The 16434-nt window shown below is 60.5% G+C and carries 16 protein-coding genes; 10 read left to right on the top strand and 6 right to left on the bottom strand.

The window, feature by feature from the left end; genetic code table 11:
- The first annotated feature begins 64 nt into the window (after positions 1 to 64).
- Positions 65 to 1276, top strand: a complete 1212-nt coding sequence (locus KGB28_RS24700; RefSeq protein ID WP_007973513.1) for a pyridoxal phosphate-dependent aminotransferase — start codon at positions 65 to 67, stop codon at positions 1274 to 1276.
- Positions 1277 to 1591: 315 nt separating this feature from the next.
- Positions 1592 to 2482, top strand: coding sequence for a protease HtpX (gene htpX, locus KGB28_RS24695; RefSeq protein WP_007973520.1), 891 nt, complete (start codon positions 1592 to 1594; stop codon positions 2480 to 2482).
- 185 nt (positions 2483 to 2667) lie between these two features.
- On the opposite strand, the gene KGB28_RS24690 is transcribed toward htpX, so the two are convergent.
- A complete protein-coding gene (locus KGB28_RS24690) occupies positions 2668 to 3324 on the bottom strand; it encodes a thiopurine S-methyltransferase (RefSeq protein ID WP_150756005.1) in 657 nt (218 codons plus the stop codon).
- 102 nt (positions 3325 to 3426) lie between these two features.
- Between KGB28_RS24690 and KGB28_RS24685 the strand changes: the two genes are divergently transcribed.
- Complete coding sequence (locus KGB28_RS24685; protein ID WP_150756006.1) at positions 3427 to 4194, top strand: DODA-type extradiol aromatic ring-opening family dioxygenase; 768 nt, start codon at positions 3427 to 3429, stop codon at positions 4192 to 4194.
- A 147-nt stretch (positions 4195 to 4341) separates the two neighbouring features.
- Here KGB28_RS24685 and KGB28_RS24680 read toward each other — a convergent pair whose 3' ends face one another.
- Entirely contained in the window at positions 4342 to 6015 is a 1674-nt protein-coding gene (locus tag KGB28_RS24680) for a DEAD/DEAH box helicase (RefSeq protein ID WP_150756007.1), read from the bottom strand.
- 422 nt (positions 6016 to 6437) lie between these two features.
- Between KGB28_RS24680 and KGB28_RS24675 the strand changes: the two genes are divergently transcribed.
- A complete protein-coding gene (locus tag KGB28_RS24675) occupies positions 6438 to 7229 on the top strand; it encodes a crotonase/enoyl-CoA hydratase family protein (protein WP_150756008.1) in 792 nt (263 codons plus the stop codon).
- A gap of 124 nt (positions 7230 to 7353) precedes the next feature.
- Here KGB28_RS24675 and KGB28_RS24670 read toward each other — a convergent pair whose 3' ends face one another.
- The gene (locus tag KGB28_RS24670; protein ID WP_150756009.1) at positions 7354 to 8109 is read right to left on the bottom strand and encodes a spermidine synthase; all 756 of its coding nucleotides are present in this window, start codon (positions 8107 to 8109) and stop codon (positions 7354 to 7356) included.
- A gap of 150 nt (positions 8110 to 8259) precedes the next feature.
- Here KGB28_RS24670 and KGB28_RS24665 point away from each other — a divergent pair, with 150 nt between their 5' ends.
- Positions 8260 to 9606: a class II 3-deoxy-7-phosphoheptulonate synthase gene (locus KGB28_RS24665; RefSeq protein WP_150756010.1), complete on the top strand. Its 1347-nt coding sequence runs from the start codon at positions 8260 to 8262 to the stop codon at positions 9604 to 9606.
- Between the two features lie 131 nt (positions 9607 to 9737).
- On the opposite strand, the gene KGB28_RS24660 is transcribed toward KGB28_RS24665, so the two are convergent.
- Both KGB28_RS24660 and KGB28_RS24655 read right to left on the bottom strand, forming a co-directional pair.
- The gene (locus tag KGB28_RS24660) at positions 9738 to 10967 is read right to left on the bottom strand and encodes a winged helix-turn-helix domain-containing protein (protein ID WP_223448262.1); all 1230 of its coding nucleotides are present in this window, start codon (positions 10965 to 10967) and stop codon (positions 9738 to 9740) included.
- 64 nt (positions 10968 to 11031) lie between these two features.
- Positions 11032 to 11247: a DUF1127 domain-containing protein gene (locus KGB28_RS24655; RefSeq protein ID WP_007983517.1), complete on the bottom strand. Its 216-nt coding sequence runs from the start codon at positions 11245 to 11247 to the stop codon at positions 11032 to 11034.
- A 95-nt stretch (positions 11248 to 11342) separates the two neighbouring features.
- On the opposite strand from KGB28_RS24655, the gene KGB28_RS24650 reads away from it, so the two are divergent.
- The gene (locus tag KGB28_RS24650; protein WP_150756012.1) at positions 11343 to 12197 is read left to right on the top strand and encodes a LysR substrate-binding domain-containing protein; all 855 of its coding nucleotides are present in this window, start codon (positions 11343 to 11345) and stop codon (positions 12195 to 12197) included.
- Here the strand turns inward: KGB28_RS24650 and KGB28_RS24645 are convergent.
- A complete protein-coding gene (locus tag KGB28_RS24645) occupies positions 12187 to 12921 on the bottom strand; it encodes a sulfite exporter TauE/SafE family protein (RefSeq protein WP_150756023.1) in 735 nt (244 codons plus the stop codon). The two genes, KGB28_RS24650 and KGB28_RS24645, sit on opposite strands and share 11 nt — an antisense overlap.
- Before the next feature lie 127 nt (positions 12922 to 13048).
- On the opposite strand from KGB28_RS24645, the gene KGB28_RS24640 reads away from it, so the two are divergent.
- From KGB28_RS24640 to KGB28_RS24625, 4 genes are all read left to right on the top strand, one after another.
- Positions 13049 to 14005 (top strand): LysR family transcriptional regulator, encoded by a 957-nt coding sequence (locus KGB28_RS24640; protein ID WP_150756013.1) that lies wholly within the window; start codon positions 13049 to 13051, stop codon positions 14003 to 14005.
- A 67-nt stretch (positions 14006 to 14072) separates the two neighbouring features.
- The gene (locus tag KGB28_RS24635) at positions 14073 to 14534 is read left to right on the top strand and encodes a MarR family winged helix-turn-helix transcriptional regulator (RefSeq protein ID WP_150756014.1); all 462 of its coding nucleotides are present in this window, start codon (positions 14073 to 14075) and stop codon (positions 14532 to 14534) included.
- A 357-nt stretch (positions 14535 to 14891) separates the two neighbouring features.
- The gene (locus tag KGB28_RS24630; protein ID WP_046031808.1) at positions 14892 to 15311 is read left to right on the top strand and encodes an organic hydroperoxide resistance protein; all 420 of its coding nucleotides are present in this window, start codon (positions 14892 to 14894) and stop codon (positions 15309 to 15311) included.
- Positions 15312 to 15345: 34 nt separating this feature from the next.
- The gene (locus KGB28_RS24625; RefSeq protein WP_150756015.1) at positions 15346 to 16362 is read left to right on the top strand and encodes an alpha/beta hydrolase; all 1017 of its coding nucleotides are present in this window, start codon (positions 15346 to 15348) and stop codon (positions 16360 to 16362) included.
- The last annotated feature ends 72 nt before the right edge of the window (positions 16363 to 16434 follow it).

Genomic DNA, 16434 nt, shown 5'->3' with positions numbered 1-16434 from the left:
GCAGGATTCCCAGCACGGTTGCCCAAACGCCGTCTGGATCGTTCATTTTCGGGAACACATCGCCATGCAGGTCAGCAAATCGAACAAGCTCGCCAACGTCTGCTACGACATTCGCGGCCCGGTGCTCAAGCACGCCAAGCGTCTGGAAGAGGAAGGCCATCGCATCCTCAAGCTGAACATCGGCAACCCGGCGCCCTTTGGTTTCGAAGCACCGGATGAAATCCTCCAGGACGTAATCCGCAACCTGCCGACCGCCCAGGGATATAGCGACTCCAAGGGTCTGTTCAGTGCGCGCAAGGCCGTGATGCAGTATTACCAGCAAAAGCAGGTAGAAGGCGTCGGCATTGAAGACATCTACCTGGGTAACGGCGTTTCCGAACTGATCGTGATGTCGATGCAGGCCCTGCTCAACAATGGCGACGAAGTGCTGGTGCCGGCGCCGGACTATCCGTTGTGGACCGCAGCCGTGAGCCTGTCCGGCGGCAATCCGGTGCATTACCTGTGCGACGAGCAAGCCAACTGGTGGCCAGACCTGGCCGACATCAAGGCCAAGATCACCCCGAACACCAAGGCCCTGGTGATCATCAACCCGAACAACCCGACCGGCGCGGTGTACTCCAAAGAAGTCCTGCTGGGCATGCTGGAACTGGCCCGCCAGCACAACCTGGTGGTGTTCTCCGACGAGATCTACGACAAGATCCTCTACGACGATGCCGTGCACATCTGCACCGCCTCCCTGGCGCCGGACCTGCTGTGCCTGACCTTCAACGGTCTGTCCAAATCCTATCGCGTCGCCGGTTTCCGTTCCGGCTGGATCGCCATTTCCGGCCCGAAACACCACGCCCAGAGCTACATCGAAGGCATTGACATGCTGGCGAACATGCGCCTGTGCGCCAACGTGCCGAGCCAGCACGCGATCCAGACCGCCCTGGGTGGCTATCAGAGCATCAATGACCTGGTGCTGCCGCAGGGCCGCCTGCTGGAGCAACGCAACCGCACCTGGGAGTTGCTCAACGACATTCCGGGCGTGAGCTGCGTCAAGCCAATGGGCGCGCTGTATGCGTTCCCGCGGATCGACCCCAAGGTCTGCCCGATCCATAACGACGAAAAGTTCGTCCTCGACCTGCTGCTCTCCGAGAAGCTGCTGGTGGTTCAAGGCACCGCATTCAACTGGCCATGGCCAGACCACTTCCGCGTCGTGACCCTGCCCCGTGTCGATGACCTGGAAATGGCCATCGGACGCATCGGCGGCTTCCTCAAGTCCTACCGCCAGTAAGCGATCTGTCACCGTGCGACCTTCCCGCAGGTCGCACGGTGATTCATCCGGCAACATTTGTTTGCATTACGCCGCTGGCAGTCGCTTTGTCGCTGCCGGACAGCGCCTTGCCTGCTCGCGCCTAACAAAGGCGGGGCCTTCGACATGAATTGACTGACAAACTCTTCCCGCATACTCGTCGGAAATGCCCTGCAAGCAGCTAGACTGTTGCCGTAGGACACAGTTTGAAATAGTCACCCGGTTGAATACCCCGGTGCAGCACCTTATATACCCCGCAGTACGCTACATCTTTAGTATGAGGAGATTTCTACAACCATGATGCGCATCCTGCTGTTCTTGGCCACTAACCTGGCGGTCGTGCTGATTGCCAGCATCACCCTGAGCCTTTTCGGCTTCAACGGGTTCATGGCGGCCAATGGGGTTGACCTCAACCTCAATCAGCTGCTGATCTTCTGTGCGGTCTTTGGTTTCGCAGGTTCCTTGTTCTCGCTGTTCATCTCCAAGTGGATGGCGAAGATGAGCACCAGCACCCAGATCATCACCCAGCCACGCACCCGTCACGAGCAATGGCTGCTGCAAACCGTCGAGCAACTGTCCCGCGAAGCCGGGATCAAGATGCCCGAAGTCGGTATCTTCCCGGCCTACGAAGCGAACGCCTTCGCCACCGGCTGGAACAAGAACGACGCATTGGTCGCGGTAAGCCAGGGCCTGCTCGAACGCTTCTCGCCGGATGAAGTGAAAGCCGTCCTGGCCCACGAAATCGGCCACGTAGCCAATGGCGACATGGTTACCCTGGCGTTGATCCAGGGTGTGGTGAACACCTTCGTGATGTTCTTCGCACGGATCATCGGCAATTTCGTCGACAAGGTGATCTTCAAGAACGAAGAAGGCCAGGGCATTGCCTACTACGTGGCGACCATCTTCGCTGAACTGGTTCTGGGCATCCTGGCCAGCGCCATCGTCATGTGGTTCTCGCGCAAGCGCGAATTCCGTGCCGACGAAGCCGGTGCAAACCTGGCCGGCACCGCCGCGATGATTGGCGCCCTGCAACGCCTGCGGGCGGAACAAGGGCTGCCGGTACACATGCCCGACACCCTGAACGCCTTCGGCATCAACGGTGGCATCAAGCAAGGGTTCGCTCGCATGTTCATGAGCCACCCGCCGCTGGAAGAGCGTATCGACGCTCTGGCCCGTCGTCGGGGCTAATACACTCCACAGCAAAACAAAAGGCCCGCAGCGATGCGGGCCTTTTTTGTCTGCTGGAATGTTTCGGTGTTTTTCAGGTCCCCTTCGCGGGCAAGCCCGCTCCCACAGGGGATCGCGGTCAAATGTGGGAGCGGCGGTGCGACGATTCGACTTGCCCGCGAAGGGGCCAGTGAAGCTAACCGTTCCTACCGACTGGAAACCCGATACACCCGCTCCTCCAGCCGCGTGACACCTGCCTCCAGAAACTTCCCGCTCTCGCTCAACACATCCTGATCTTCCAGGATCTTCAGCGCCCACGAGTCCCCGAACAACCGCCGCACCTCATCATCGAGCACAGCAAACGGCGGACCGGGCATTTGCGCCTGGTCATAGTCCAGGGTAATCAACAGGCCAAGGGACTCCTTCGGCAGAATCCTCTTCAAATGGGCGGCGTAGCGCTCTCGCATTTCCGTCGGCAACGCGATCAACGCCGCGCGATCATAAAGTGCGGAGCAATCGGCAACATCGCCTGCCGTCAGCTCGAAGAAATCGCCGCACCACAGTTCAATGGAACCTGCCCGATAAACCTTGAACGGCCCCTGCTCGCTGACGGCCGGATCAAAGCCATGTTCGCTGAAAAACTCCTCGACGGCTTTTTCCGACAGTTCGACTCCCAGGACCTCATGGCCTTGATGGGCGAGCCATAACAAATCCAGGCTTTTTCCACATAACGGCACCAATACGCGTGCGCCTTCTTCAAGGCTTAACGCTGGCCAGAACCGCTTCAGATGAGGGTTCACCTGCGGCAGGTGAAAGCCGATCTGGTTCGCCGCCCATTTCTTGTGCCAAAACTCCGGCTGCATAAATAACCCCGAAAATTCGATCAAAACACCCTAAAACTTATATTAGATTTAGATTAATGATCTGACTGAAGATGTTGCATCTTAACTCTCAGGAGCTCATTCATGTTCCCCAGCCTGTACATATCCCACGGCTCCCCCATGCTCGCCCTGGAACCCGGTGCCAGCGGGCCGGCGCTCGCCCGCCTGGCCGCCGAGATACCGAAGCCCAAAGCCATTGTGATTGTTTCCGCGCACTGGGAAAGCAATGAGCTGCTGGTCAGCGGCAATCCACAACCGGAAACCTGGCACGACTTCGGTGGTTTTCCCAAAGCCCTGTTCAAAGTCCAGTACCCAGCCCCCGGCGACCCATCACTCGCCGCAGAGGTTACCGAGTTATTGAAAACCGCTGGCTTTGCTGCACGTATCGACAGCAATCGGCCTTTCGACCATGGCGTCTGGGTGCCTTTATCGCTGATGTATCCGCAGGCAGACATCCCGATAGTCCAGGTTTCATTGCCCAGTCGTGGCGGTCCCGTCCTGCAGACCCGCGTTGGCCACGCGCTGGCCAGCCTGCGTGAGCAAGGCGTCCTGCTGATCGGCTCCGGCAGCATCACTCACAACCTGCGGGAACTGGACTGGCATGCCGGCCCCGAGAGTGTTGAGCCCTGGGCCCTGGCATTTCGCGACTGGATGATCGAGAAACTCGCCGCGAATGACGAAGCCGCGCTGCACGACTATCGCGCGCAGGCGCCAAACGCTGTACGCAATCATCCGAGTGATGAGCACTTGTTGCCGTTGTACTTTGCCCGCGCTGCCGGGGGGCAGTTCAGCGTTGCCCATCAGGGGTTCACCATGGGTGCATTGGGCATGGACATCTATCGCTTCGGCTAGCCCATGGACCGAGTTGCCCCCATCGCGAGCAGGCTCGCTCCCACAGGGCTCAAGCGTCGCCCCCTCCCCCCAAAAAAACAGCAGGCAAAAAAAATCCCCGAACCAGTCGGGGATTTTTCATGTTCGATCAATCAGCCCGAGAGCGGATCAATCTTCGCGGTAGCGACGCAGCTTCAACTGCTTGCCGGCAACGCGAGTGTCCTTCAGCTTGGTCAGCAACTTCTCAAGACCATCTTCCGGCAGCTCGACGAGGCTGAAGCTGTCACGTACCTGGATGCGACCGATCGCTTCACGCGCCAGACCACCTTCGTTGAGGATGGCGCCCAGCAGGTTCTTGGCAGCGATACCGTCACGCGCGCCCAGCGCGGTACGGCAACGTGCACGGCCTTCGCCCAATGGCATCGGAGCACGACGCTCGCGGTCGCCACGCTCAGGACGATCACCGGAACGCTCTGGACGATCGCCACGCGGTGCATTGTTAGGCACCAGTGGACGTTCTTTCTCGATAGCGGCCAGGGTCAGCGCTTGAGCGTTGGTAGCCTTGCGCAGCAGGGCTGCGGCCAGGGCACGCGGGCTGCAACCGATGTCGGCGGTCAGACGATCCAGCAGATCGCCATGAGTCGATTCGGCATCAGCAACCAGCGGCGACAAGCTGTTGGTCAGTTTCTTGATGCGCGCATCCAGAACGGCTTGAGCGTCCGGCAGGCGAACTTCAGCAACCTTTTGACCGGTTACACGCTCGATCACTTGCAGCATGCGGCGCTCACGCGGAGTCACCAGCAGCAGTGCACGACCTTCGCGACCGGCACGGCCGGTACGGCCGATACGGTGAACGTAGGACTCTGGATCGTACGGCATGTCAACGTTGAACACGTGAGTGATGCGCGGAACGTCCAGGCCACGAGCAGCAACGTCGGTCGCCACAACGATGTCCAGACGGCCATCCTTGAGGGAGTCGATCACGCGCTCACGCTGGTTCTGGGCGATGTCACCGTTCAGCGCAGCGGCTTTGTAGCCTTTGGCTTCCAGGGCACTGGCCAGGTCCAGGGTCGCTTGCTTGGTGCGCACGAACATGATCAGGGCGTCGAAATCTTCCACTTCCAGCAAGCTGAGAACGGCCGAAGTCTTCTGGTCAGCGTGAACCAACAGGTGAGCCTGTTCGATCGCGGTAACGGTCTGGGTCTTGGTCTGGATCTTCACGTGTTGCGGATCGCGCAGGTGGCGTTCAGCAATGGCACGGATCGACTGCGGCAGGGTGGCCGAGAACAATACGGTCTGACGGGTGACAGGCAGGGCCTTGAAGATAACTTCCAGGTCGTCCATGAAGCCCAGTTTGAGCATTTCGTCGGCTTCGTCGAGAACCAGGTGGTTCACGGTCGCCAGTACTTTTTCGTCGCGACGCAGGTGGTCGCACAGACGGCCCGGAGTGGCGACAACGATCTGTGCGCCATTACGGATTGCTTTCAGCTGTGGGCCCATCGGCGCGCCGCCGTAGACAGCCACAACAGTTACGCCCGGCATTTGCTTGGCGTAGGTTTCGAAAGCGGTTGCAACTTGTAGCGCCAACTCACGAGTTGGCGCCAGGATCAGGGCTTGCGGTTCGCGCTTTGCAGGATCGATGCGATGCAGGATCGGCAGGGCGAACGCAGCGGTTTTACCCGTACCGGTTTGCGCCTGACCAATCATGTCGTGACCGGCCATGATGATCGGGATCGATTGCTGCTGAATAGCCGATGGCTCTTCGTAGCCAGTCGCGGTGACGGCTGCAAGAATATTCGGATTAAGATTAAAAGCGGCGAAGCCGCCGGTTTCCTGGGTCATGGGTCTGCCTCTAAGTGCATCCGCAAAGACCCATGCTCCAAAGCTGCGCGTGCCGTGTTGAGACTCAAGAGTCGCCCTGGCAGCTTTGTCGGCGGGGATTTGCGAAAACGAATGAATGAAAAGAATCGTCAAGGAAGAGTCCGCAGTACGGACGTGCAGCCGAAGCTGACTTCGGGGAATTGCTCTACCTAAACGCGGCCCGGCTAAAGGCCGGCGCGCACTATACCGGAATTTGCCAAAAAAGGGAGCTTTTTTTATCGGAAATCCACCGGATACACCGTTATGTCACAGGCTTTGCGAATAATCGATCAGCCGTCTACTTTTCAAAGGCCCAGCCTTGCGGGTGATGGCGCTAAAACGGTTCACCCATTGCCGTGCAGACCGCCGGTCTGGCACGCCTTTCCCACCCCGAGGATCACTCCATGAATCAGCCCAGCTCCAGTCGAGTCAGCCGCGAACGGCATGGTCATGTGTTCATGATCGGTCTGGATCGGGTGGCCAAGCGCAACGCCTTCGATCTCGACCTGCTCAACGCATTGAGCCTGGCCTATGGCGAGTTCGAAGCCGACAGCGAGGCGCGGGTGGCGGTGGTGTTCGCTCATGGCGAGCACTTCACCGCCGGGCTCGACCTGGTCAATGCCGGCACCACGCTCGCAGACGGCTGGCAGGTTCCGCCCGGCGGCTGTGATCCGTGGGGGGTGTTCGCAGGTCCCCGGGTCAGCAAACCGGTAATTGTCGCCGCCCAAGGCTATTGCCTGACCATCGGCATCGAATTGATGCTGGCCGCCGATATCAACCTGTGCGCCAGCAACACCCGGTTCGCGCAGATGGAAGTGCAACGCGGGCTCTTCCCGTTCGGCGGCGCCACCCTGCGCCTGCATCAAGTCTCCGGCTGGGGAAATGCCATGCGCTGGTTATTGACCGGTGATGAATTCGACGCCCGTGATGCCTTGCACCTGGGTCTGGTGCAGGAGGTAATGGCCAGCGAGGATTTGCTGCCCCGGGCGATTGAACTGGCCGAACGGATCGCCCGTCAGGCACCGCTTGGGGTGCAGGCGACGCTGATGTCTGCTCGACAGGCCCGGTATGAAGGGGAAACCGCAGCGGCACAGGCGTTGCCGCTGCTGGTCAAGAAGTTGATGGCTAGCGAGGACGTCAAGGAAGGTGTGCGATCGATGGTGGAGCGACGGCCTGGAGTCTTCAAAGGGCTTTGATTCTGATATTGGCTTTGATGGCCCCTTCGCGAGCAAGCCCGCTCCCACAGTGGATCTCCGGAGCTCATCGGACCCTGTGGGAGCGGGCTTGCTCGCGAAGGGGCCCGTCCAGACAATCAATTAATCAGGTAGCCGGGCGAATGCACTTGATCAACGAATCCAGCGAATACCCCAACCGCGGCGCCAGCGCTTCGGCACGGGCGATCAAGCCGTCCATGTCCAGTTCCTGGTCGAGCTCCGACGGCACGATCAGAATCACGTTGCCCTCCTTCACCGGCAGCTCCCAGTAATGTCGGTGGTACAAACCGCGCAACAAGGCGGCGCCCAAGGGTTTGCCATCGTCGGTAGCCCACTGATTGATGACCAGCCAGCCACCCGAATTCAATCGCTTCTGGCAGTTTTCCAGAAAGCTCCAGGCCAGATGCCCGACACCCGGACCGACATCGGTATAAAGGTCGACGAAAATCAGGTCCGCCGACTCAGCCGTGTCCAGCAACTCCAGCGCATCGCCAACACGGATGTACAGGCGCGGATCATCATCCAGCCCCAGATATTCAATGGCCAGGCGCGGTACATCCGGGCGTAGTTCGATGGCTTCGACATCTTCCAGCGGCAGGAACTTGAGGCAGGCCTGGGTCAGCGTACCGGCGCCTAGACCAAGAAACAGCGCACTTTCCGGTTGCTCGTGGCACAGCGCGCCGATCAGCATCGCCCGGGTGTAGTCGTACTCGAGCCAGCTCGGATCGGCCGTGAACACGCAGCTTTGCTCGATGGCATCACCGAACTCGAGAAAACGGTAATCGGCCACTTCCAGCACACGAATCACGCCGAACTCGTCCTGTACCTCGGCGAGCAGATGCTCGACGCGCTCCTCAGTCATTTCATCTCCTGATCGTCACCGGGGCCGGCAACGCAATAACACCGCGTGTAGAGAGCGGCAAAGGCGAGATTGTCGGCGAAGCGAAGGGAACAGGTCACGCACTAATTTGCTGATAACATGGACGTCCGAGCGAAAACACTAGAGACCGTGATGAGCCAACCCTGGAGCCCTGACAGCTGGCGCGCCCTGCCGATCCAGCAACAACCCCGATACCCCGATGCCGCGCATCTGCAGCAGGTCGAGCAGACCCTGGCCAGCTATCCGCCGCTGGTGTTTGCCGGCGAAGCCCGGGAGTTGCGCCGTCAGTTTGCCGAGGTGACCCAGGGCCGCGCGTTTCTGTTGCAGGGTGGCGATTGCGCCGAAAGCTTCGCCGAATTCTCTGCGGCGAAAATCCGCGACACCTTCAAGGTGTTGTTGCAGATGGCGATCGTGATGACCTTTGCCGCCGGCTGTCCGGTGGTCAAGGTCGGACGCATGGCCGGGCAGTTCGCCAAACCCCGTTCGGCCAATGACGAAACCATCGATGGCGTGACCCTGCCCGCCTACCGTGGCGACATCGTCAACGGAATCGGTTTCGACGAAAAAAGCCGCGTGCCGGACCCGGAACGCCTGCTGCAGTCCTACCACCAGTCCACCGCCACCCTGAACCTGTTGCGCGCGTTCGCCCAGGGCGGGTTTGCCGATCTGCATCAGGTGCACAAGTGGAACCTGGACTTCATTGCCAACTCGGCGCTGGCGGAAAAGTACAGCCACCTGGCCGACCGTATCGATGAAACCCTGGCGTTCATGCGTGCCTGCGGCATGGACAGTTCGCCGCAGTTGCGCGAAACCAGTTTCTTCACCGCCCACGAAGCGCTGCTGCTGAACTACGAAGAAGCCTTCGTGCGTCGCGACAGCCTGACCAACGACTACTACGACTGCTCGGCCCACATGCTGTGGATCGGCGACCGCACCCGCCAGCTCGACGGCGCCCACGTCGAATTCCTGCGCGGGGTGAACAACCCGATCGGGGTCAAGGTCGGCCCGAGCATGGACCCCGACGACCTGATTCGCTTGATCGACGCGCTCAACCCGCAGAACGATCCGGGCCGCCTGAACCTGATCGCGCGGATGGGTGCGAACAAGGTCGGCGATCACTTGCCGCAGCTGATCCGCGCCGTCCAGCGCGAAGGCAAGCAGGTGCTGTGGAGTTCCGACCCGATGCACGGCAATACCATCAAGGCCAGCAGCGGCTACAAGACCCGCGACTTCGCGCAGATCCTTGGCGAGGTGAAGCAGTTCTTCCAGGTGCACGAAGCCGAAGGCAGTTATGCCGGTGGTATCCACATCGAAATGACCGGACAGAACGTGACCGAGTGCATCGGTGGTGCGCGGCCGATTACCGAGGACGGCTTGTCGGATCGCTACCACACCCATTGCGACCCACGGATGAATGCCGATCAGTCGCTGGAGCTGGCGTTTTTGATTGCTGAGACTCTGAAGCAGGTTCGGCGGTGAGTCATTAACCTTTTTGCTGCCTGATAGTCCGCCTTCGCGGGCAAGCCCGCTCCCACAGGGTACGCGTCGTACACATTTTTTGTGACCGGTGCAGTCATTGTGGGAGCGGGCTTGCTCGTGAAGAGGCCTGCTCAGTCACCACCAATTTGTTTGAAGGCCACCCGCAACCTTGCCGCACTCGCCCGCGGGCAATTCAGCTGAACCTGCGCCAGCCCCAGCCAATCCGCCATCTGCCGCAGATTGACCGCCAACGCCAGCATCCCCTCCTCATCCAGCCCCGCGTCCTCTTCATGCACCGCATGCACCGCCAAACAGCCTGCCGCCCGATCGGCGCGCAGATCAACCCGTGCGGCAATCCGCTCGTTGTGCAAAAACGGCAGGACGTAATAGCCGTACACCCGTTTGTCCTGCGGCGTGTAGATCTCCAGCCGATAGCGAAAATCAAACAGCCGCTCAGTCCGGCTGCGCTCCCAGATCAGCGAATCGAACGGCGAGAGCAATGCACTGGCGGCGACTTTGCGCGGCACTTTTGGCTCGGGCAGACAATAGGCCGGTTGCCGCCAGCCCTGGACTTCGCAGGTCAACAATTCCCCGGCCTCGACCAACTCGGCCAAACGTGGGCGGCTGTCTGCAGGGTTCAAGCGGAAATAGTCACGCAAGTCTTTCTCCGTACCGACCCCCAAGGCCGTTGCCGCATGCCGCAACAGGCCACGCTGGGCGTCGTCCTCCCTCAGGATGGGTTGCGCAAGAACCGCCGAGGGGATCACCCGCTCCGGCAGATCGTAGAGCCTTTCGAATCCGCGCCGTCCGGCGACGGTCACTTCACCGGCAGCGAACAGCCATTCCAGCGCATGCTTTTCCGCGCTCCAGTCCCACCAGGGGCCGGCCCGCTCCTGACGGGTCGACAGGCTGCCGGCGCCTAGCGCGCCCTGCTCCTCAACCGAAGCCAGCACCCGGCGAATGGTGTCTTGCTGTTCACGACCAAAGCGCGCCAATTGCTGATAGATGTCTTCGCCACGACTCGCACGCTGCATGCGCCAACGCATCAACGGGTACATGGAAAGTGGCAATAACGAGGCTTCATGGCCCCAATACTCGAACAACGTACGGCGCCGACCCTGACTCCAGGCCGCCTGATCGAGCAAATCGGAGGAATAATTGCCGAGGCGGGAAAACAGCGGAAGGTAGTGCGAACGCACCAATGCATTGACCGAATCGATCTGCAGAATGCCCAGCCGTTCGATCAGGCGATTGAGCGCAACAGCCTTGATCGCCGCTGGCGGCGACCGCCCGTTGAACCCTTGGGCGGCCAGCGCCAGACGCCGAGCCTGTTTGAGGGTAAAGGACAATGTTGCGGGCATGGGTGCCTCCTTGTCTGCTCGCAACCTACCTCACCGGTAAGGGGTTTGTGTAGCGTGCCATTCATCATTTATGCATCGGGTCATTCCAGAACGGTTTGATCGACTCGTTCTCCACATCCGCACGGCTCATGCCGATGTCCTTGAGCGCTTCGTCGCTCAAGCTCGCCAGCAGTTCGCGCTCGCGATGCAGTTCGTACCAGCGGCCGACCTTGTGCAGCAGATCGGATATCACGTGAATCGAGTGTTTTTCTGCACCATGGAACTCATGTTGACCTTTCATCTTGTTGCCCTCCGTTTGGATGGCTCCAGTCTCGCGCCGGGTCTAAGATCAATCCAACGAATGTTTCTGATGTCACATATCTCGGAGATTGATGGATGTCCGCCTACCCGAGTATCGATACCGAAGTGTTGCGCACCTTCGTCGCCATCGCCGACCAGGGCGGCTTTACCCGCGCCGGTGAAATGGTCAACCGCACCCAGTCAGCCGTCAGCATGCAGATGAAACGACTGGAAGAAGATGTGCTGCAGCGCCAGTTGTTCCAGCGCGACGGGCGGCAGGTGCGGCTGACGGCCGAAGGCCAGGTGTTGCTGGGCTATGCGCGACGGATCCTCAAGCTGCACAGCGAAGTGTTCAACACCTTGCGTGAACCCGACATGATCGGCACCGTGCGCATCGGCACGCCGGACGATTATGTGATGCGATTCCTCCCGGGGATTCTGCGCCGGTTTGCCCAGTCTTACCCGCTGATTCAGATAGAAGTGCACTGCGAATCATCAAAACAACTGTTGATGCGCCAGGACCTCGACCTGTCCATCGTCACCCGCGAACCGGGCAGCGAAATCGGCCAGTTGTTGCGCAAGGAACGTTTTGTCTGGGCCGAGGCACAATGCTACAGCGCCCACGAACAGACGCCGCTGCCGCTGGCGATGTTCAACAGTGATTGCTTCTGCCGCCTGTGGGCCTGCAATGCCCTGGATGCCCGGGGGCGCGATTACCGGGTGGCGTACAACAGCGACAGCCTGTCGGCGATCATGGCAGTGGTCAGCGCCGGCCTGGCCGTCACGGCGCAGCTTGAAAGCCTGATCACCGCGGACATGCGCATCCTCGGTGAGGCCGAGGACCTGCCGCTGCTGCCCGAGGCCAGCATCATGCTCGTGCGCAACCTGCATAACCCGTCCCCCATCACCGAGTGCCTGGCCGAGCACATCGTCGAAGGCTTCAAACTTTAAAGGCGAGCATCACCGCACAGAACACCAGGAACCCGCAAAACAGCCCGCGCAGCAGCCGCTCCGGCAATGCGTGGGCAACCTTCACGCCCCAACTGATGCTCATCAACCCACCGACCGCCAAGGGTAAGCCGATCACCCAGCTGACCTGATGGTGCACGGCGTAAGTCACCAGCGTCACCCCGGTACTCGGCAAGGCCAGCGCCAACGACAACCCCTGCGCAACCACTTGGCTGGTGCCGAACAGACTGGTGAGCACCGGTGTCGCCACCACAGCGCCCCCCACGCCGAACAACCCGCCCATCGTGCCGGATGCAGCACCCAGTACGCCCAGCCAGGGCCATGAGTAGTTCATCTGCGAAGCCGTCGCGGCGCTGGCGGCGAACATGCGAACGAGGTTGTACGCCGACAGTGCGATTAGAAACGCGACAAAACCTATGCGCATGGTTTGCGCATCAATGCCCACCGCCCAGATCGATCCGAGCCAGGCGAAGCAGAACCCCATGATCGCAAGCGGTAACGCGTGGCGCAGTTCGATCCGGTTGCGCTGATGATAGCGCCACAGCGCCAGCATCACGTTCGGCACCACCATCACCAGCGCCGTGCCTTGGGCTATCTGCTGATCGAGCCCGAACAGCACGCCCAGCAGCGGAATGGCGATCAGGCCGCCGCCGATGCCAAACAACCCGCCGAGCGTACCCAGCGCAGCGCCGAACACCAGATACATCAAGAACTCAATCACAGCATTTTCCCCCGTTGCTGTCAGGCCTTTGATCCTACGCAGTTGCTTCTGGCACGGAAACGCACAGCAACGCACAATGGCTGTGCCAAATTCGCACAGGCGCAAACCTGCCATGAACCCCAATCAACTGACCGACCAACTGGCCTTGTTCCTCGACGTGCTGGAAACCGGCAGTTTTTCCGCCGCCTCGCGCCGTCATCCGCTGACCCCTTCGGCCGTGGCTCGGCGTATCGACAGCCTGGAAAGCGCGGTCGGCAGTCAGCTGTTCCTGCGCAGCACTCATGCCGTACGCGCCACCCCGGCGGGATTGGCCTTTGCCGAACGCGCACGGCGCATCGTCGCCGAGTTGCGCCTGGCCCGGGCCGAGGCCGTGTCCCTGAGCAGCGCGCCGGAAGGCCTGATTCGTATCGATGCGCCGGCAGCCTTTGGGCGCCGGCACCTGGCACCGGTGATCGCCGATTTCCTGATGCTTTACCCCGGGCTCGATGTGCAGTTGCACTTGATCGACAGCTTCGTCGACATGCAGGGACTGAACCTGGGCAAGGTCGATCTGGTGTTGCGCGCCGGGCAATTGGCCGATACCCGGCTGGTGGCCACGCCACTGGCGAGCATGGTGCGTATCGCCTGCGCCAGCCCTGATTATTTGCAGCGTCGCGGCGTGCCGACCGAGCCGTCACAGCTGATGGAACACGACGGACTCGACTGGGATGGCCTGGCCCCGCCCTTCGCCTGGCGTTTCGAGCGCGACGGGCAAATGCAGTTGCACCGGCCGGCACGGATCCGCATGAGCGCCAACAATGCCGAGGCGCTGGTGTGCGGCGCATTGGCCGGACTGGGTATCGCGCATCTACCGACCTGGCTGGCCAGCGAGTACCTGTTGCGCGGTGAGTTGCTGCCGTTGTTCTGCGACAGCGGCCTGCCGAAACCGGAAAGCGCCGGCATCTATGCCTTGCGCCTGGAACAGCAACCCAACTCCCGCAGTCGCTTGTTGCTGGAGTACCTGAAAACTCGCTTCAGCCCCGTTCCGCCCTGGGATCTGGTGCTGCAAACCCATTTGCAACGGCACTGAACAAAATTATCTGGCGCATTAAAGATTCGCCCGCTAGATTCTTCAGATCACAGATCAAGGCTTCGACATGACCACCGAGCGCAACACCCCGGATAACTGCGACAACCTGCTGCTGGACAATCAGGCCTGCTTTGCCCTGCATTCCACTTCGCTGATGATGACCAAGGTCTACAAACCCTTGCTGCAAGCGCTGGGCCTGACCTACCCGCAATACCTGGCGATGATGGTGCTATGGGAAAGAGACGGTTTGACCGTAGGTGAAATCAGCACGCGGTTGCTGACCGATCCTGGCTCGTTGACGCCACTGCTCAAGCGCCTGGAAGCCGAAGGCCTGCTCAGCCGGACCCGCAGCCGCGAGGATGAGCGGGTGGTGATCGTCGAACTCACCGCACAGGGCCGGGCGTTGCGCGACAAGGCCCGTGATGTTCCCCAGTGCATCCTCGGCGCCAGCGGGATGACCGTGGAGCGCCTGCAAAACCTGCAAGCGGAGCTGCAGGAGTTGCGTCGCCACCTGCAAGACAGCCTGTAGTCTCCAAACCACCACACATCCCCCTGTGGGAGCGGGCTTGCTCGCGAAGGCGGTGTTTCAGTCAACACAAGAGTCGACTGATCTACCGCCTTCGCGAGCAAGCCCGCTCCCACATTTGTTTTGCGCAGTACTGAAAAACCGGGTTCACCACCCTCTCCTGAAAAAATCCACGCTGCCCCTCGACAGCTCTAGTTCAATACTTCCAACCAAAACCGCCTCACAACCTTTCGTCTTTTTCAAATTTCTTTGAAATTTTATCTTGTGCGCAAAATATTTGCGCGATACATTCACTTCGCACTTACTTAGCGCGCAAATATTTAGCGCAAAATAAACCAAACCCCGAACGAGGCTTTCACCATGCAAACTCTCTACACCGCAATCGCAACTTCCACCGGTGGCCGTGACGGTCGTGCGGTTTCCAGTGACAACATCCTCGACGTCAAGCTCGCCACGCCGAAAGAACTCGGCGGTGCCGGCGGCGCCGCCACCAACCCCGAGCAACTGTTCGCCGCCGGCTACTCCGCTTGCTTCATCGGCGCATTGAAATTCGTGGCCAGCCAGACCAAGCGCAGCATCCCCAACGATGCTTCGATCACCGCCCACGTCGGCATTGGCCAGATCCCCGGCGGATTCGGTCTGGACATCGACCTGCACATCAGCCTGCCGGGTCTTGAACAAGCTGACGCACAAGCACTGGTCGACGCGGCCCACCAGGTCTGCCCGTATTCCAACGCCACCCGTGGCAACGTCGATGTGCGTCTGCACGTAACCGTCTAAGCGCTGACTACCCAGGCCCGAACAGGAAACGAACATGAACACTTTCAGCAAAGTCTTGACCGGTACCCTTCTCGCCCTGTCCATCAGCAACGCGTTCGCAGGTACCGGGGTTGAACACAACACCCAGGCATTCCTCGACGTGCTGAACGCCGGCACCGGCAAGCCGATGGAGCAAATGACGCCCGCCGAGGCCCGCGCCGTTCTGGTAGGCGCGCAGGCGGGAGTGAAGCTGACGCTGCCAAAAGCCGATGTCAGCCAGAAGACCATTCAAGTCGACGGCCAACCGATCAGCCTGACCATCGTCCGACCGGCCGGGGTCAAGGGTGAGCTGCCGGTGTTCATGTTCTTCCACGGCGGTGGATGGGTACTGGGGGACTTCCCGACCCACGAGCGGCTGGTGCGTGACCTGGTGACGGGTTCGGGTGCAGCGGCGGTGTTCGTGAACTACACGCCGTCGCCGGAAGCGCATTACCCGGTGGCGATCAACCAGGCTTACGCCGCGACCCGATGGGTGGCCGAGCACGGCAAAGAGATCAATGTCGATGGCCAGCGCCTGGCGGTAGCCGGCAACAGTGTCGGCGGCAACATGGCGGCGGTGGTTGCGCTGATGGCCAAGGACAAGGGCACTCCGGCGATCAGGGTCCAGGTGCTGCTGTGGCCAGTGACTGATGCCAACTTCGAAACCGCGTCCTACAACCAGTTTGCCGAGGGGCACTTCCTCACCAAAAACATGATGAAGTGGTTCTGGGACAACTACACCACAGACGCCAATCAGCGGAACGAGATCTACGCCTCACCACTGCGCGCGACCACCGCCCAGTTGAAAGGACTGCCTCCAGCGCTGGTGCAGACCGCCGGAGCCGACGTGTTGCGCGACGAAGGCGAAGCCTACGCGCGCAAACTGGACGAGGCCGGTGTGCCGGTGACCTCGGTACGCTATAACGGCTTGATCCACGACTACGGTTTGCTCAACGTGGTGAGCCAGGTGCCAGCGGTGCGTTCGGCGATGCTGCAGGCGTCTGAAGAACTCAAGCAACACCTGAAGAAATAGCGCAGTACCCCCATGTGGGAGCGGGCTTGCTCGCGAAGGCGATTTGCCAGACACATCGTCATTGCCTGACAC

The sequence above is a fragment of the Pseudomonas sp. BF-R-19 genome (assembly GCF_019956445.1).
GTDB classification, from domain to species: Bacteria; Pseudomonadota; Gammaproteobacteria; order Pseudomonadales; family Pseudomonadaceae; genus Aquipseudomonas; species Aquipseudomonas fluorescens_BH.
This window is presented reverse-complemented; position numbering and strand designations above follow the sequence as displayed.

Excerpts from the sequence above, each read along its gene's own strand:
- KGB28_RS24700 (WP_007973513.1), top strand. The coding sequence starts at position 65 with ATGCAGGTCAGCAAATCGAACAAGCTCGCCAACGTCTGCTACGACATT.
- htpX (WP_007973520.1), top strand. The coding sequence starts at position 1,592 with ATGATGCGCATCCTGCTGTTCTTGGCCACTAACCTGGCGGTCGTGCTG.
- KGB28_RS24690 (WP_150756005.1), bottom strand. The coding sequence starts at position 3,324 with ATGCAGCCGGAGTTTTGGCACAAGAAATGGGCGGCGAACCAGATCGGC.
- KGB28_RS24685 (WP_150756006.1), top strand. The coding sequence starts at position 3,427 with ATGTTCCCCAGCCTGTACATATCCCACGGCTCCCCCATGCTCGCCCTG.
- KGB28_RS24680 (WP_150756007.1), bottom strand. The coding sequence starts at position 6,015 with ATGACCCAGGAAACCGGCGGCTTCGCCGCTTTTAATCTTAATCCGAAT.
- KGB28_RS24675 (WP_150756008.1), top strand. The coding sequence starts at position 6,438 with ATGAATCAGCCCAGCTCCAGTCGAGTCAGCCGCGAACGGCATGGTCAT.
- KGB28_RS24670 (WP_150756009.1), bottom strand. The coding sequence starts at position 8,109 with ATGACTGAGGAGCGCGTCGAGCATCTGCTCGCCGAGGTACAGGACGAG.
- KGB28_RS24665 (WP_150756010.1), top strand. The coding sequence starts at position 8,260 with ATGAGCCAACCCTGGAGCCCTGACAGCTGGCGCGCCCTGCCGATCCAG.
- KGB28_RS24660 (WP_223448262.1), bottom strand. The coding sequence starts at position 10,967 with ATGCCCGCAACATTGTCCTTTACCCTCAAACAGGCTCGGCGTCTGGCG.
- KGB28_RS24655 (WP_007983517.1), bottom strand. The coding sequence starts at position 11,247 with ATGAAAGGTCAACATGAGTTCCATGGTGCAGAAAAACACTCGATTCAC.
- KGB28_RS24650 (WP_150756012.1), top strand. The coding sequence starts at position 11,343 with ATGTCCGCCTACCCGAGTATCGATACCGAAGTGTTGCGCACCTTCGTC.
- KGB28_RS24645 (WP_150756023.1), bottom strand. The coding sequence starts at position 12,921 with ATGTATCTGGTGTTCGGCGCTGCGCTGGGTACGCTCGGCGGGTTGTTT.
- KGB28_RS24640 (WP_150756013.1), top strand. The coding sequence starts at position 13,049 with ATGAACCCCAATCAACTGACCGACCAACTGGCCTTGTTCCTCGACGTG.
- KGB28_RS24635 (WP_150756014.1), top strand. The coding sequence starts at position 14,073 with ATGACCACCGAGCGCAACACCCCGGATAACTGCGACAACCTGCTGCTG.
- KGB28_RS24630 (WP_046031808.1), top strand. The coding sequence starts at position 14,892 with ATGCAAACTCTCTACACCGCAATCGCAACTTCCACCGGTGGCCGTGAC.
- KGB28_RS24625 (WP_150756015.1), top strand. The coding sequence starts at position 15,346 with ATGAACACTTTCAGCAAAGTCTTGACCGGTACCCTTCTCGCCCTGTCC.